The following is a 15288-nucleotide window of genomic DNA, read 5'->3' on the forward strand; positions in this document are numbered from 1 at the left end:
ACAGCATTACATTTTTATGAAAATGACGAGAGTTCGCTAAAGATTAGATACAAAAAAAACGCAGCTCATAAAGACACTGCGCTTGAGCCTGTCACAGGCTAAATAAAAATCAACTCGTTAGTCGACATGGATACACGACACAGCGTGCTTGTCTGTCCCTTTAAGCTCAGGTTTTTGCTTTGCACATGCCTCTGTTGCAATTGGGCAACGCGTGCGGAATACACAGCCTGACGGTGGATTAATAGGCGACGGTAGATCCCCTTCCAGTATTTGAATTACTTTTGCACGTTCAATTTTCGGATCAGGAATTGGTACTGCGGACATCAATGCTTTCGTGTAAGGGTGCTTTGGTGTTGCAAACAGTTCTTTCCCTTCAGCAAGCTCAACAGCATTGCCTAAATACATCACCAACACGCGATCCGAAATGTGCTTCACTACCGACAAATCGTGCGCGATAAAGACCAAACTCAAACCTAGTTCATCTTGCAGCTCTTTGAGTAAATTCACCACTTGCGCTTGAATTGAAACATCCAGCGCTGATACGGGTTCATCACAGATAATCATTTTAGGATTAAGGATAAGTGCACGGGCAATGCCTATCCGCTGACACTGTCCACCAGAAAATTCATGTGGATATCGGTTGATCAAGTTGGGTAACAAACCTACCTTATCCATCATCTCTTTGACTTGAAGCTTAACCTCTTGCTTAGATAACTTAGGATAAAAAGTTTGCAACGGCTCTGCGATAATATCGCCAATGTTCATGCGAGGGTTCAATGATGCAAGCGGGTCCTGAAAGATCATCTGAATGTCTTTACGGGTGTTTCGACGCTCGACGGCTTGCATCTTAAGCAAGTCCTGACCTAGCCACATCACTTCGCCTTCAGTCGCCTCTACCAAACCAACAATAGCACGAGCAAATGTCGATTTTCCGCACCCTGACTCACCGACTACTCCAAGAGTCTCTCCCTTAAACAGACGAACATCTACGCCGTCGACCGCTTTAAGGTTGGCGGGTTTTGACCACGGCCATGCTGATTTTGAAGCAATGCTAAAGTGAACTTTCAGGTTACTTACATCTAAAAGTAGCTCTTTTTCTGTATTCATTTGATCACTCATTTGGTCCATGTCTCCCAATTAGAAAAACAAGCACGCTGACGGTCATCACCAAATGGCATCAAAATAGGTGCTTCTTGCTTACAACGATCTGTCACACGGTGACAACGCTCTTGATAAGGGCAACCCGTCGGCAAATGAAGTAAGTTTGGTGGATTTCCGGGAATAGTTGGTAGCACATCACCTTCCGTATCTAAACGCGGAATGGCCCTTAGTAAACCCTCCGTGTAAGGGTGACTCGGCTCATAATATATTTCATCAACCGACCCATATTCCATCGTACGCCCGGCGTACATCACCAACACTTTCTCACAAGAACCCGCGACAACACCCAAGTCATGAGTAATCATGATAATAGCCGTATTGAACTCTTTTTTGAGATCATTAAGCAGATCCATGATCTGTGCTTGTACGGTAACATCGAGTGCCGTTGTCGGCTCATCGGCAATCAGCAACTTAGGGCGACAAAGTAGTGCCATCGCTATCATCACACGTTGACGCATACCGCCAGAAAACTCATGGGGATACATCGTTATACGCTTACGAGCTTCAGGAATTTTCACGGCTTCAAGCATACGTACGGATTCTTCAAATGCTTCTGCCTTTCCCATGCCTTTGTGTAGCATTAATACTTCCATTAGCTGACTGCTAACTTTCATATAAGGGTTAAGTGAAGTCATTGGGTCTTGGAAGATCATCGCGATCTGCTCAGCACGGACTTTGTTAAGTTCAACTTCAGGTAGATTTAAAATTTCTCTGCCTTCGAACTTAGCGCTGCCTTTAATGATACCGTTTTTGGCAAGTAGCCCCATAATGGCGAATACGGTTTGAGATTTACCCGAACCAGACTCTCCCACAATACCCAATGTCTCACCTTGTTCTAGCGAGAAATTTAAATCGTTAACTGCGGTTACGGTACCATCTTGTGTGGTAAATTCGACACGCAGGTCTTTGACATCTAATAAACTCATTTATCTTTCCAGTATATTTAAGCCTAGGGCTTATCTGTCTTTAGGATCCAACGCGTCACGAAGACCGTCACCAACATAGTTAAAGCAAAACAGTGTTACCACCATAAATATTGCAGGGAAAACCAACTGCCAAATAGCCACTTCCATCGTCTGTGACCCTTCTTGTAGCAACGCTCCCCAACTCGTCATCGGCTCCTGAACGCCAAGCCCTAGGAAAGACAAGAACGATTCCGTTAAGATCATGCTTGGGATAAGTAGAGTAGAATATACCGCGACAATACCAAGTACGTTTGGAATAATATGGCGAGTAATGATCTTCCAGTTACTCACGCCACTCACATGCGCCGCTTCGATAAACTCTTTGTTTCGCAAACTAAGGGTTTGTCCACGTACAATACGCGCCATGTCCAGCCATGCAATCGCACCAATAGCGACAAATATTAATACAATATTTCGGCCAAAAAAGGTCACAAGAACAATCACGAGGAACATAAATGGAACCGCGTATAATATTTCCAGAATACGCATCATGACACGGTCAGTTCTTCCGCCAATATAGCCTGAAGTGGCGCCATAAAGAGTGCCAATTAACACGGCGACAAACGCACCTAACACACCCACCATTAGCGAGATACGTCCGCCTACAAGAGTACGAACATAGAGGTCACGGCCTAAACTGTCGGTACCAAATATATGCTCCGCAGAGGGAGCAGCATGCAAGGAATACCAATCTGTATCGTCATAGGCAAACTCGGCAATCATCGGCAGAAAAATGACCGCCAGAATCATAACCGTTAATATTGCAAGGCTCACCATCGCGGCTTTATTGCGCATAAATCGGATTCGTGCATCTTGCCATAAGCTGCGGCCTTCAATTTCTAAGTTCTCTGAGAACTTTTCGATCGCATCTAGGTTTTCTTTTTTCGTTAACATAATATCTGTACCCAATTAATAACGAATTTTTGGATCAATAGCCGCTAATAAAATATCAACAACGGTGTTGAATAGAATGAAGAGGAAACCAATCAAAATGGTGACTCCCATTACTAGCGAATAATCTCGATTAAATGCCGCGTTAACGAACAATTTTCCGATACCTGGTAGACCAAATATGGTTTCGATAACAACTGAACCAGTAATAATACCGACAAAAGCAGGCCCCATATAAGAAACAACGGGTAACATTGCCGGCTTAAGCGCGTGCTTTAAGACAATATAGGGGTAACTAAGACCCTTAGCTCGTGCAGTACGGATAAAGTTACTATTCAGTGTCTCTATCATGCTACCACGGGTAATACGAGCAAATGTCGCCACATACAATAAAGACATACCAATAACAGGCAATAACATGTATTGAAAGGAGCCATCTAACCAACCACCTGCGGGAAACCAACCTAAGTTAATAGAAAATAGGTAAATTAATGCAGGTGCCAACACAAAGGAGGGCATCACCACCCCGATCATAGCCGTCGACATAATCGTGTAATCTACCCACGTATTTTGCCGGAGTGCAGCTAAGGTTCCGACCCCTACCCCCATAAAGAGAGTAAAAATAAAGGCGGTAAAACCAATTTTAGCAGACACGGGTAACGCGCTCGCAACGAGCTCATTTACCGTAAAATCTTTGTATTTAAATGAAGGTCCAAAATCGCCCTGAATAATGTTGGTCAAGTACGTCAAATATTGCTCATGGACTGGCTTATCTAAGCCATATTTAGCATTAATGTTTGCCATTACCTCTGGAGGTAATGGACGCTCTGATGAAAACGGATTTCCGGGAGCAAAGCGCATAAGGAAAAAAGAAATTGTTATCAATACCAACATCGTTGGTATCGCTTCTAATACTCTTTTCGCGATGAATTTAAACATAAACTCACTCTTTTCAGTCTGTGACAGTGTATATCTTGATAAACAAAAAGACGCTGCATGTGAACTTCACATGCAGTGCCTAAAGTTATTATTATTATTTAGATGAATTTACTCTTTGATGTATAAATCTTTTGAGTAAATTTTGTCTTCTACGTTACCGATTGGATAACCACCCAATTTAGGATTAACTAGACGAGCTTTCACGTATTGATAGATTGGTGCGATAGGCATATCTTTTGTCAATTGTGCTTCAGCTTCTAAGTAGATTTTAGCTCGTTCTTCATCAGAAGTTGAATTAAGTGCTCTTTGAATCAACGCATCATACTCATCACTTAAATAGTGAATTCCGCCTGTCGTATTGCCACTTTCCATCAACGTCAAGAATGTTGTCGCTTCGTTGTAATCTCCACACCAACCTGCGCGAGCCACTTCAAAGTTACCTTGGTCTTTACTATCTAAGTAGGTTTTCCATTCTTGGTTCTCAAGCATTACGTTAACGCCTAAGCTCTTTTTCCACATAGATTGGACAGCCGCAGCAATCTTTTTATGATTTTCTGAGGTGTTATACAATAGAGTAAATGAAAGAGGATTTCCTTCGCCGTAACCCGCTTCATCAAGAAGTTGTTTAGCTTCAGCAATACGCTCTTTTTGAGTCAATTTGCCGTATGCTGGTGTCACAGGGTCGAAATTAGCAGTGATTTCTGGTGTTAAGAAATAAGCTGGTTTCTGACCTTGACCTAGCAGTGCACCACTAATGATGCCACGATCTATAGTATACGAAAGGGCTTTGCGTACGCGAAGGTCATCGAATGGTGCTTTGTTTGTATTAAAGATATAGTAATACGTACACAAGTCACCTTTAATTGAAAGCTCTTCAGCATGGTCTTTTTTCAGTCGTTTAAAGTGTTCATTCGGAATCTCGTAAGTGAAATCAATTTCACCTGCTAAGAAACGGTTCATGTCTGCGACTTGATTTTCAATTGGTAAAAACGTTACCTTGGTCAATACTGTTTTGTCATTGTCCCAATAAAATTTGTTAGGCACCATTTCCATACGTTCATTGACAACCCATTTGTTAACAACAAATGCACCATTACCAACAAAGTTTTCTGGTTTAGTCCACTTATCACCAAATTTTTCTACTGTAGCTTGGTGTACTGGCTTAACGGTTGTATGTCCCATCATTACTACAAAATATGGAACTGCTGTTTCTAGATCAACTTGGAACGTATAATCATCAATCGCTTTCACGCCAAGCGTTTCTTTATCCGCTTTTCCTGCAATGATATCGGCTGAATTTTTCATGGTCGTCATTTCTAAGTACCATGAATATGGCGAGGCTGTCGCCGGATCAACCGCTCTTTTAAAGCTGTACTCAAAGTCATGAGCTGTTACTGGGTCACCATTGGACCACTTCGCATCTTTACGTAGATGGAAAATAAATGTTTTATTATCTTTTGTTTCCCAAGACTCCGCCACACCGGGAATAGTATTACCATTAGCGTCTTGGTTTACGAGACCTTCTAAAAGCTCACGAATTACGTGAGATTCAGGTACACCTTGCGTCTTATGAGGGTCAATTGACGCTACTTCTGTACCGTTACCGCGCACTAATTCTTGCACTTTAGCAAGTTTAGTACCTGCAGGAACATTTGCTGCAAGAGTTGTAAAAGAGGTAGCAGCAACGGTTAAGCTTGCGCCCAGTAAAAGGGTTTGTGTGATTTTATTTTTGAACATGCATTTAACTCCAAATTTTTTTATTAGCATCCATGACGTCTTTTTTATAGGTGTCCGAACGATAGACCATTCAGAACGTTTCTAACAAAAACGCTCTAAAACCCAAAAAGATTGCTGAACACACTACCAATCATTCGTTCAATTTTCCATAAAACGGCCTAACTAGCGCTTTATTATTTCGACTAGGTCAATGTTTTAGATTGTTTGCCTAAAAAGCACTCTATCAAAAAGGATTCACCATAAATGGGTGAAAAATCAGAGTTTAGTTAATATAAATTCACTTTACCCATAACAAACCACAACCTAAATCTTAATTAACATGAGCTTACACTCTATAAGGTTAAGCTGCATGACTTATTATTCATTATCTATCTCTAGTATGGGGGATAGTAGTAACCATATAGGTGAATATCTGAACACAATGTCAATTCAACGCATTGGAACGAAAGTTTTACACCTTTATTCATAAGTGTAAAACCTTAGGATGTAAAAAAGCCAAGCAGTATAGCTTGGCTAGTCATCGTCATTGGGTTATAGATTATCTGATCATTTTTCAGTCCAACGAGAAGCGGCTTTATGATCCGACGCCCGAGAGTCAATCCAACGACATGCTTCTGTTGTCCTTTCTTTTTTCCAAAATGGCGCTTTGGTTTTAAGAAAGTCCATTACAAATTCGCATGCTTCAAAAGAGGCACCACGATGGGCGCTTGTTACCCCAACAAAGACAATTTGATCACCAATATCGAGATCACCAATCCGATGTATCACACGCACTTTTTGCAGCGGCCAACGCTCTAGTGCTTGCTGACAGATATCAGAAAGTGCTTTTTCAGTCATGCCAGGGTAATGCTCTAGCGTAAGCCCCGTAACATTACTGCCCAAATTCATGTCTCTTACTTTGCCGGAAAACATGGCGACAGCACCGGCAGATGACCCCTGTGCTAACAAATCGTATTCTTCTGCCACAGAGAAGTCTTCACGCATTACAGAAACGGAATACGTCATATTACCCACCTGTGACGGGTGGAAAGAAAGCCACTTCATCGCCATCTTTTATCATACTATCAAGCGGGGAGATGGTCTGATTGATAGCAACGAGTAGTTTCCCCGGAGCCAAAGCTAGAGACCACTTATCGCCTTTTTCGCATAAATAAGCGCGCAGCTCTTCAGCGGTTGTATAGTTAGACTCGATATCGAGTCCATCAAGGTCTAGTAGCTCTCTAGTTTGAGCAAAAAAAAGTACTTTGATCATTTTTCCGCCTTAAAGTGTCCCGATTTTCCACCACTTTTTTCAAGTAGTCTAACCTGACTAATCACCATATCTTTTTGTACGGCCTTGCACATGTCATAGATAGTCAATGCCGCAACCGATGCTGCTGTTAGTGCTTCCATCTCCACACCCGTTTTACCCGAGAGTTTACACAGAGATTCAATTCGAACGACACTATCTTCTTCAATAGCTTCAAGTTGAACTTCTACCTTAGTCAGCAGTAAAGGGTGACAAAGTGGAATCAAATCCCATGTTCTTTTGGCCGCTTGTATTCCAGCAATTCGAGCTGTGGCGAACACATCACCTTTATGGTGACTACCAGAAACAATCAAGTTCAATGTTTCTGGTGCCATATGAACAAAGGCTTCCGCTCTTGCTTCTCTTACTGTTTCTGCTTTCGCAGATACGTCAACCATGTTGGCTTCGCCAGAGGCGTTAATATGAGTAAACTGTTCCATACAAGGCTACACCGACAAATGAGGCATAAAGTTACAAGGGCGATGACTCGCATCTAATTGTTGCTTGATAATCTTTGTCCACGCCGTTCTACATGCGCCAGTTGAACCAGGTGTCGCGAATACGATCGTATGATTTGCAAAACCTGCAATGGCACGTGATTGAATGGTTGAGGTACCAATCTCTTCATAAGAAACCTGGCGAAATAGTTCACCAAACCCTTCAACCTGCTTGTCAAATAGTGGCACAAGAGCTTCTGGCGTACTGTCTCTTGAAGTAAATCCCGTACCGCCAGTAATCATGATGACATGAATTCCTTCATCTGCTATCCATTGTGAAACTATCGCGCGGATTTTATATTTGTCATCGATGACAATTTTTTTATCCGCTAGATGGTGTCCCGCTTCTTTTAGTTGATTGACAAAGTACTGCCCAGACGTGTCATTTTCTTCTGTACGAGTATCAGAAACGGTTAATACTGCAATATTTGCTGGCTTAAATTCACTTACAGCGTGTCCCATAATTTCACCTATATTTAATTTTTTAGCCGCCAATGGAGGCGAGATGTGGCGTCATTCCAGTATTACCATCTTGTAGAAAGTGGCTGACTGATTTAGTTTGGAGTTGAGCTTGAATACGGTCGATTAATGCATCCGCTTGCGTGTCTTCTTGAAGAAGGTCTCTGAGCTCAACGCCTTGCTCACCAAACAAGCAAAGGTGTAATTTGCCCATCGCGGAAACTCTTAATCGGTTACAACTCTCACAAAAATGCTTTTCATAAGGCATAATCAAGCCTATTTCACCTCTGTAATCAGGGTGAATATATACTTTTGCAGGCCCATCATTCGCTTCTGCTACCTTTGGAATCCAACCTTCTGCGATGAGTTTATTCTGGATGCTCACACCTGATTTATGGTATTTGTCGAAGAATGAATCCATCTCTCCGGTTTGCATCAACTCTATAAATCTTAGCTGTATAGGTCGATCTTTAATCCAATTAAGAAAAGCAGGTAATTCACCGCTATTAAGATCTTTCATTAAGACAACGTTGACTTTGACCTGCTCGTATCCGACCTCGAAAGCTCTATCTATACCGGACATCACGTTGGAAAATTTATTCTCTCCCGTGATTTGGTAAAACATTCGAGGGTCTAAGCTATCCAGACTCACGTTAATGTGGGTTAATCCTGCCTCACGCCAATCGGCAACCTGAGATTCCATACGATACCCGTTGGTTGTCATTGCCACCTTGTTAATTCCATCAGTAGTGGCAATGGTTTGTACGATATCATTGAAATCTTTACGTAAAGTCGGCTCACCACCGGTTATGCGTACCTTAGAGGTACCACAACTAGCGAACGCACCAACGATACGTTTCACTTCCGGTATGGATAAAAAAGACGAATTTTTACGCCCCGAAGGCTTATAGCCATCAGGAAGACAGTATGTGCATTTGAAGTTACAGACATCTGTAACAGAGAGACGCAAGTAATAAAACTTGCGTTTAAATTTATCTTCGAATTGTATCGCCACGGAACACCTTTCCAAATACGGGAGGCTTACTCATTTCTAAGCAAACCCTTGTAACATTGTGTCACTGGCCTCTAACGCATATAGAATTTCAACATTTGCCAAAAATCAAACTTAGCGGTAAAGGCTCGGAGTTATGGCTGCTAATCACTGAAATCAGATTAACTGCTATTCGATAAAATACTTAATTACGGGGTATAATTCCATAGGCAATCGTGAAAAATCCATCAATAAGCACACTTTAAATAGCTTAAGGTGTTTATTATTAAAAATGACGGCAAGTTATTGCATAATATTAAAATAAGTTAAGTATTAAATGAAAATATATAAAAACAAAAAAATCGTTGCGATAGGTGGCGGGCATGGCTTGGGACGAGTTCTGGCCGCTTTAAATAAGTTTGGCAACAATGCCACCGGGATTGTTACGACGACCGACAACGGCGGTTCTACTGGTCGCATCCGTTATTGTCAGGGCGGTATTGCTTGGGGTGACACGAGAAACTGCATCAATCAGCTGATTACTGAACCATCTGTTGAATCGATGATGTTTGAGTATAGATTTAAAGGTTCTGGGGAATTAAATGGTCATAATTTGGGCAACCTGATGTTGGCCTCATTAGATAACTTATCCGTCAGGCCTCTGGAGGCAATACAGCTGATACGTAACATGCTGAAAGTCGATGTCAACATTATCCCTATGTCCGAACACCCTTCTGATCTAAAAGCATTATCTGTTGATGGTAATTGGGTTCATGGTGAAACCAGCGTGGACGAGATGGAAACCGACCTTCTCCGACTGGACTTAGAACCAGAAGTACCTGCCACGAGTGAAGCCATTGCGGCCATTAACCATGCCGATTGCATCATACTTGGACCGGGTAGTTTCCTTACTAGCATTATGCCACCTCTGTTACTTTCTGAACTGGGGCATGCCATATTAAAAAACACCAACGCGACATTGATCTATATTGAAAACCTATCACCTGAATATGGTCCTGCCGGACGAATGACTTTACGTCAAAAACTAGAGTGGTGCCAAAGGGCTTGCCGAGGCAGAAAAATAGATATTGTATTAGGTGACGTGACACATCAAGATCTAGAGGACGAGTGGCGTTGCGTCACTGTCGATCTTGCATCGCCGAATAGGGCTTGGCGACACGATAGAAACAAGCTGTCCAAAGCAATTGTCGAGCAACTTAAATAGTGCAACGCTAAATTAAAAAACGTTTCCACTGCCACTCCGGCTCATTGACAATAATGTCATCCTCACTCATGAAAGTGCGAGGATGTCTTGAGCGGCCTGTGGCGTTATGTCCTATATTAAACACAAATTCACTTTGCTTGGTATAGGGCCCCATATGCACGGATAGTAGCTTCAATGCTATCCAGTAGAGAATTGCGATTTTCGACAGTGGAAACCTTCTCGCCCGCTTTGGCTTTGGCGTCGATATGCAGCGCTTTTCTACACAAATCATCAGCACCGAAACTGGCGGCACTACTTTTTAATGCATGGCTAATGTCACTTAACAAGCGCTCTAAGTTATCACCATTTTCCGTCAGCGAAACGTGATAGCTGTTTAACTCACCCAAAAATATGTTCAACAATACAGGCAAATTTTCTTGGCCAATTTCGTTACACAGGTCTTCAATTTTGTTGGAGTTTAAATAAGTCGTCACCGTTTAAGGATCTCCTAACATTTCCTTCGTTGCATGTAAAAAACTAGCGATTAGCTACGTCGATTCCATGCTCATGTTTTTCGTGTTCACATCATCGTTATTTTCTATAACCATGACTGTTTTTTCCTGTAAATAGTCGATGGACTGACTTCTAATGCATTTGCTGCTTGGGGGATGTTCCCCTCGCAGGCTTGGATGGCTTGCTCTATCACATTTCTCTCAACCTGCCACAAAGGCGTGATGTCATCAGCAGACAACGGTTTGAGACCCTCATGGGTAGAACCGATGGTGTTTGAACCAAATCTATCTTGCAATAATCCTTCTCTATTGTTTATTAAAGCAATTTTTGTGCTCATTTGGTTAATTGGGGGAGGAAGCATGCTTAATGTGATTTCCTTCCCATTATTTAATACAACAGCATTGCGTATTACATTTTGTAGCTGACGCACATTTCCAGGCCATTCATAGGAAATGAATCTATCTATTACATCTTGCGCAAAACGAGTAAACGATTTTTCCTCTTCCAATGACATATAGCCCAAAAGCGAATAGGCTATCTCGACAACATCCTCTCCTCGGTCTCTTAATGGAGGCAAATGCAACGGAATAACATACAAACGGTAATAAAGGTCCTCTCTAAAACGTCCATGCTGTACCTCTTTCCAAGGGTCCCTATTGGTTGCACAAACGAAACGTACATCAATACTCTTCATTTTAGAGGAACCGACTTTTTGAAACGTACCGGTTTGAATAAAACGCAATAGTTTGGTTTGCAGATCCAAATCCATTTCACAAAGCTCATCCAAAAACAATGTCCCACCGTCAGCAAGTTCTGCAGCGCCGTGTCGTTCAGTCGCAGCCCCCGTGAAAGCGCCCTTAACGTGACCAAACAATTCACTTTCGATTAGGTCTTTCGGGATAGCGGCACAATTAATTGCTATGAATGGTTTGTCTCTTCGACGGCTCGCAGCGTGTATCGCTTCAGCACAGACCTCTTTACCTGTGCCGCTTTCACCAGTAATAAAGATACTCGCTTTGCTTGTTGCTGCGGAGTCGATCGTCTTGTATACCGAAAGCATATTGTGACTACTACCGATAAAGCCTTGATAGTTATTCAAGCTACTAACGCTTGCTCCTCGCTCGCCTTCGCCACCCTTGATTTTACTAGCTCGACGTATGGCATTATTTACCGTAACCCTGAGCCTATCCGCTTCACAAGGTTTGATTAAGAAGTCCTGAGCACCATATCGCATTGCGTCTACGGCAGTATCAATCGAACCGTGTGCCGTCATAAAGATGATAGGGACTTCTGGGTATAATGCTTTTACTGAGTGAAGCACATCCATACCTGTCATATCGGGAAGGCGCAAATCTAAGAGGATGAGATCCGGAATCCGGATGGTCAATGATTCCAGCGCCTCTTTACCCGTACCAACAATTTCCACATCGATACCGAGAGGCGTTAAAAAAGAACGATATAAAGCCGCAACTGAAGCGGTATCTTCGACCATAAGCAAATACTTAGCTGTCATACCAAGATCCGGTTTTTTCATATCCAAGCCTTTAAAAGATACTGTTTGATTTGAGCGAATCAAAAGAAAATTGATTGCAATTTAGGAAAGAATCGCATTTTGCTTTGCAAAATGCAAATATACACATCTATAGTGCGGATACATTCAAGATAAGCCTTTATATCTCTGTGTTAATAAATTGGCACAATAAATGCTTTTATAACTACGACCCTAACGGGTCACCTAGCCAACTGACGTTGTTAGTGGACATGTTTTCCACAAAATGAAGCCAACCGGACATATTCCAGTTGGCTATTTTTTTGCCTGCAATTTCTTTTAACTAGCTGTTTACAATAAACTGTTTTCTTAGCTTATCTATTCTATCTCTCTTTTCTGCCGCTAATTCAAATTCCAAATCTTGAGCATGTTGGTACATGGCCGCTTCCAATTTGATAATCTCTTTCTCTAATTGTTGTGGTGTAAATGCTTGATAATTTTGTGATGGCTCAGCAACTTTCGATAAAGGGACTTGTTTCGAGACTCTTTGATTACGGGTTTTAGCGATGTCGCCGATCTCCATAATGTCTTTGATACTCTTTTTCAAAGCCTGAGGTACGATGCCATTTTTTTCATTGTGTTCTTGCTGTTTCCCCCTACGACGGTTGGTTTCATCCATTGCCTTTTTCATTGATTTGGTAATGGAGTTACCATATAAAATGGCTCTTCCTTCTAGGTTCCTTGCGGCACGGCCTATCGTCTGAATGAGCGATCTTTCTGACCTTAAGAATCCTTCCTTGTCTGCGTCAAGAATGGCGACAAGAGATACCTCTGGCATATCCAACCCTTCTCTTAATAGGTTAATTCCTACCAGAACATCAAATTCGCCTAATCTCAAATCACGAATAATTTCCACCCGTTCAACGGTATCGATATCAGAATGCAGGTACCGAACCTTTACACCGTGATCATGAAGATATTCTGTCAGATCTTCCGCCATTCTCTTCGTCAGTGTCGTCACTAAGACTCGCTCACTTTTTACTGACCTTAAACGGATCTCAGACAATAAATCATCAACCTGCGTTGTCACTGGACGCACTTCAATAACTGGGTCTAAAAGCCCAGTGGGACGCACGACTTGATCCGCGATATCGCTTCCTGATTTTTCGAGCTCATAATTACCCGGTGTCGCGGATACAAATATGGTCTGCGGAGCCAATGCTTCAAACTCATCAAACTTAAGTGGCCTATTATCTAGCGCTGAAGGAAGACGAAAGCCAAACTCAACCAAGGTCTCTTTTCGTGACCGATCCCCTTTAAACATTGCGCCAATTTGAGAAACGGTCACGTGAGACTCGTCGATAACCAACAGTCCATCACTAGGTAGATAATCAAAAAGCGTCGGTGGCGGCTCGCCTTCTTCTCGACCACTGAGGTATCTAGAGTAGTTTTCAATACCTGAACAGAATCCGAGTTCGTTCATCATCTCCAAATCAAACTGCGTTCTTTGGGAGATTCGTTGCTCTTCTAATAATTTATTATTCTCAAGTAAATAGGCCTTTCGACTCTTTAGTTCTACCTTTATATGTTCAATTGACTCTAGTATTTTTTCTCTAGGAGTAACATAGTGCGTTTTTGGATAGACAGTAAATCTAGGCAAGTCTCTCTGGTTAATTGCACCTGTTAGCGGGTCAAACAGGCTTATACATTCTATCTCTTCATCGAACATCTCTATTCGTACCGCTTCTTGATCGGATTCTGCAGGGAAGACATCTATCACTTCACCTCGAACCCTAAACTGTCCACGTTCAAAGGATACGTCATTTCGAGTGTATTGAAGTTCGGCTAGTCGCCGTATAACATCGCGTTGGTTTAAATGGTCTCCGCGTCTTACATGTAGCATCATTTTTAGATACGAATCGGGGTCACCTAAACCATAAATCGCAGATACAGAGGCAATGATTATGGCATCCTTTCGCTCTAGGAGTGCTTTGGTCGCGGATAGCCTCATTTGTTCTATGTGTGAATTTATTGAAGAATCTTTTTCAATAAAGGTATCTGTCGTTGGTACATAAGCCTCAGGCTGATAGTAGTCATAATAAGAAACAAAGTACTCTACGGCGTTATTAGGGAAAAAAGCTTTCATTTCCCCATAAAGCTGCGCGGCAAGTGTTTTATTAGGCGCAAGGATTATGGTTGGTCGCTTTGATTGTGCGATGACATTCGCCAACGTAAACGTTTTTCCAGAGCCAGTGACACCTAACAATGTTTGATGTGCAAGCCCATTCTCCAGACCATCCAATAGCTTTACTATTGCGGTAGGTTGATCCCCAGACGGTTTGTAATCGGAAACTAGGTTGTATTCTTTGCTCATAATTATGTTCTTATTCTTTATGATTAATATGCGATGTTCTACATGTGAAGACAGCGTTAAGCATGATAACGAATTCTAAAATAAATTGCTTCGCATGATATCCAATCTACTGATGCAAAGATAACTTTTGTCACCGAGCCATCAATTGACGCTCGGTTTAATCCGAGTTCAGTTTGGTCGTTTGGAGAAAAATATAATTAGATAAATAATGTGACGTAAAACTACATAAACAGTAGAACCTATTTCTAAAATTTGATAGAGTCTCCGCCCCTCTCTAGATACAACCCTCAATTTCAATTATTTTTAATCCACTTGTTTTCCCCAGTTTAGTGCAAATACGCTGATTTTTTGGTCGAAACTCAACTTATGCACAAGATGACTAAATTACACGGATTGGCGGAAAATAACATAAAGTCTTTTATTTCAACAAATTACACTTTTATCATATAGTATTTTTACTCTAAATAAATTCAGTGAGTTTTTACTCAAGTTTAACTCACACACTTATCCACAATTTTGGTGGATAAGTAAGTCGGCGCTTTTATCGATGGGCAGTCTGAAAAAATCAATAGTAATTGCGAATTTTTTTTTATTAAAAGATTCGACTTCTGTGTTGACACTTTTCGTCCATATCGCTAAGATTCGCAACTCAAATCGATTCCCCCTTAGTTCAGTTGGTAGAACGGCGGACTGTTAATCCGTATGTCGCAAGTTCAAGTCTTGCAGGGGGAGCCACATTTTAAAGCCACGTCTTAGACGTGGCTTTTTTCGTTTAAAATA

14 protein-coding genes, 1 tRNA gene and 1 riboswitch are annotated in these 15288 nt (G+C 41.8%); of the genes, 2 read left to right on the plus strand and 13 right to left on the minus strand.

The window, feature by feature from the left end; all coding sequences use genetic code 11:
• Window positions 1–117: 117 nt before the first annotated feature.
• The 10 genes from oppF to moaA form a co-directional block, all read right to left on the minus strand.
• Window positions 118–1107, minus strand: coding sequence for a murein tripeptide/oligopeptide ABC transporter ATP binding protein OppF (oppF, locus tag IUZ65_RS11220; protein WP_195705092.1), 990 nt, complete (start codon window positions 1105–1107; stop codon window positions 118–120).
• Between the two features lie 8 nt (window positions 1108–1115).
• Complete coding sequence (locus IUZ65_RS11225) at window positions 1116–2087, minus strand: ABC transporter ATP-binding protein (protein ID WP_195703809.1); 972 nt, start codon at window positions 2085–2087, stop codon at window positions 1116–1118.
• A 30-nt stretch (window positions 2088–2117) separates the two neighbouring features.
• Entirely contained in the window at window positions 2118–3020 is a 903-nt protein-coding gene (gene oppC, locus IUZ65_RS11230) for an oligopeptide ABC transporter permease OppC (RefSeq protein ID WP_195703810.1), read from the minus strand.
• Between the two features lie 15 nt (window positions 3021–3035).
• Window positions 3036–3956: an oligopeptide ABC transporter permease OppB gene (gene oppB, locus IUZ65_RS11235; protein ID WP_195703811.1), complete on the minus strand. Its 921-nt coding sequence runs from the start codon at window positions 3954–3956 to the stop codon at window positions 3036–3038.
• A gap of 108 nt (window positions 3957–4064) precedes the next feature.
• Window positions 4065–5693, minus strand: coding sequence for an ABC transporter substrate-binding protein (locus IUZ65_RS11240; protein ID WP_195703812.1), 1629 nt, complete (start codon window positions 5691–5693; stop codon window positions 4065–4067).
• A 546-nt stretch (window positions 5694–6239) separates the two neighbouring features.
• Window positions 6240–6698, minus strand: a complete 459-nt coding sequence (gene moaE, locus IUZ65_RS11245; protein ID WP_195703813.1) for a molybdopterin synthase catalytic subunit MoaE — start codon at window positions 6696–6698, stop codon at window positions 6240–6242.
• 1 nt (window position 6699) lies between these two features.
• On the minus strand, window positions 6700–6945 hold the full coding sequence (gene moaD, locus IUZ65_RS11250; protein ID WP_195703814.1) for a molybdopterin synthase sulfur carrier subunit: 246 nt from the start codon (window positions 6943–6945) through the stop codon (window positions 6700–6702).
• Window positions 6942–7421, minus strand: a complete 480-nt coding sequence (moaC, locus tag IUZ65_RS11255) for a cyclic pyranopterin monophosphate synthase MoaC (protein WP_195703815.1) — start codon at window positions 7419–7421, stop codon at window positions 6942–6944. The genes moaD and moaC overlap by 4 nt, the downstream gene beginning before the upstream one ends.
• 6 nt (window positions 7422–7427) lie before the next feature.
• The gene (gene moaB / locus IUZ65_RS11260; RefSeq protein ID WP_195703816.1) at window positions 7428–7940 is read right to left on the minus strand and encodes a molybdenum cofactor biosynthesis protein B; all 513 of its coding nucleotides are present in this window, start codon (window positions 7938–7940) and stop codon (window positions 7428–7430) included.
• Between the two features lie 22 nt (window positions 7941–7962).
• Window positions 7963–8952 (minus strand): GTP 3',8-cyclase MoaA, encoded by a 990-nt coding sequence (gene moaA, locus IUZ65_RS11265; RefSeq protein ID WP_195703817.1) that lies wholly within the window; start codon window positions 8950–8952, stop codon window positions 7963–7965.
• A riboswitch (molybdenum cofactor riboswitch) is annotated at window positions 8941–9095 on the minus strand. It overlaps the preceding gene by 12 nt.
• Window positions 9096–9265: 170 nt before the next feature.
• On the opposite strand from moaA, the gene yvcK reads away from it, so the two are divergent.
• Window positions 9266–10153 (plus strand): uridine diphosphate-N-acetylglucosamine-binding protein YvcK, encoded by an 888-nt coding sequence (yvcK, locus tag IUZ65_RS11270; protein ID WP_195703818.1) that lies wholly within the window; start codon window positions 9266–9268, stop codon window positions 10151–10153.
• Between the two features lie 128 nt (window positions 10154–10281).
• Here yvcK and IUZ65_RS11275 read toward each other — a convergent pair whose 3' ends face one another.
• The 3 genes from IUZ65_RS11275 to uvrB form a co-directional block, all read right to left on the minus strand.
• Window positions 10282–10626, minus strand: coding sequence for an Hpt domain-containing protein (locus tag IUZ65_RS11275; RefSeq protein WP_195703819.1), 345 nt, complete (start codon window positions 10624–10626; stop codon window positions 10282–10284).
• 104 nt (window positions 10627–10730) lie between these two features.
• Window positions 10731–12179: a quorum-sensing sigma-54 dependent transcriptional regulator LuxO gene (gene luxO, locus IUZ65_RS11280; protein WP_195703820.1), complete on the minus strand. Its 1449-nt coding sequence runs from the start codon at window positions 12177–12179 to the stop codon at window positions 10731–10733.
• A gap of 298 nt (window positions 12180–12477) precedes the next feature.
• Window positions 12478–14508 (minus strand): excinuclease ABC subunit UvrB, encoded by a 2031-nt coding sequence (gene uvrB, locus IUZ65_RS11285; protein WP_195703821.1) that lies wholly within the window; start codon window positions 14506–14508, stop codon window positions 12478–12480.
• A gap of 659 nt (window positions 14509–15167) precedes the next feature.
• Between uvrB and IUZ65_RS11290 the strand changes: the two genes are divergently transcribed.
• A tRNA-Asn gene (locus IUZ65_RS11290) sits at window positions 15168–15243 on the plus strand.
• The last annotated feature ends 45 nt before the right edge of the window (window positions 15244–15288 follow it).

Source organism: Vibrio sp. VB16, assembly GCF_015594925.2.
GTDB lineage: Bacteria > Pseudomonadota > Gammaproteobacteria > Enterobacterales > Vibrionaceae > Vibrio.

Bases quoted from the DNA above. Each gene is read 5' to 3' on its own strand.
- oppF (WP_195705092.1), bottom strand. From the start codon at position 1,107: ATGAATACAGAAAAAGAGCTACTTTTAGATGTAAGTAACCTGAAAGTT.
- IUZ65_RS11225 (WP_195703809.1), bottom strand. From the start codon at position 2,087: ATGAGTTTATTAGATGTCAAAGACCTGCGTGTCGAATTTACCACACAA.
- oppC (WP_195703810.1), bottom strand. From the start codon at position 3,020: ATGTTAACGAAAAAAGAAAACCTAGATGCGATCGAAAAGTTCTCAGAG.
- oppB (WP_195703811.1), bottom strand. From the start codon at position 3,956: ATGTTTAAATTCATCGCGAAAAGAGTATTAGAAGCGATACCAACGATG.
- IUZ65_RS11240 (WP_195703812.1), bottom strand. From the start codon at position 5,693: ATGTTCAAAAATAAAATCACACAAACCCTTTTACTGGGCGCAAGCTTA.
- moaE (WP_195703813.1), bottom strand. From the start codon at position 6,698: ATGACGTATTCCGTTTCTGTAATGCGTGAAGACTTCTCTGTGGCAGAA.
- moaD (WP_195703814.1), bottom strand. From the start codon at position 6,945: ATGATCAAAGTACTTTTTTTTGCTCAAACTAGAGAGCTACTAGACCTT.
- moaC (WP_195703815.1), bottom strand. From the start codon at position 7,421: ATGGAACAGTTTACTCATATTAACGCCTCTGGCGAAGCCAACATGGTT.
- moaB (WP_195703816.1), bottom strand. From the start codon at position 7,940: ATGGGACACGCTGTAAGTGAATTTAAGCCAGCAAATATTGCAGTATTA.
- yvcK (WP_195703818.1), top strand. From the start codon at position 9,266: ATGAAAATATATAAAAACAAAAAAATCGTTGCGATAGGTGGCGGGCAT.
- luxO (WP_195703820.1), bottom strand. From the start codon at position 12,179: ATGAAAAAACCGGATCTTGGTATGACAGCTAAGTATTTGCTTATGGTC.
- uvrB (WP_195703821.1), bottom strand. From the start codon at position 14,508: ATGAGCAAAGAATACAACCTAGTTTCCGATTACAAACCGTCTGGGGAT.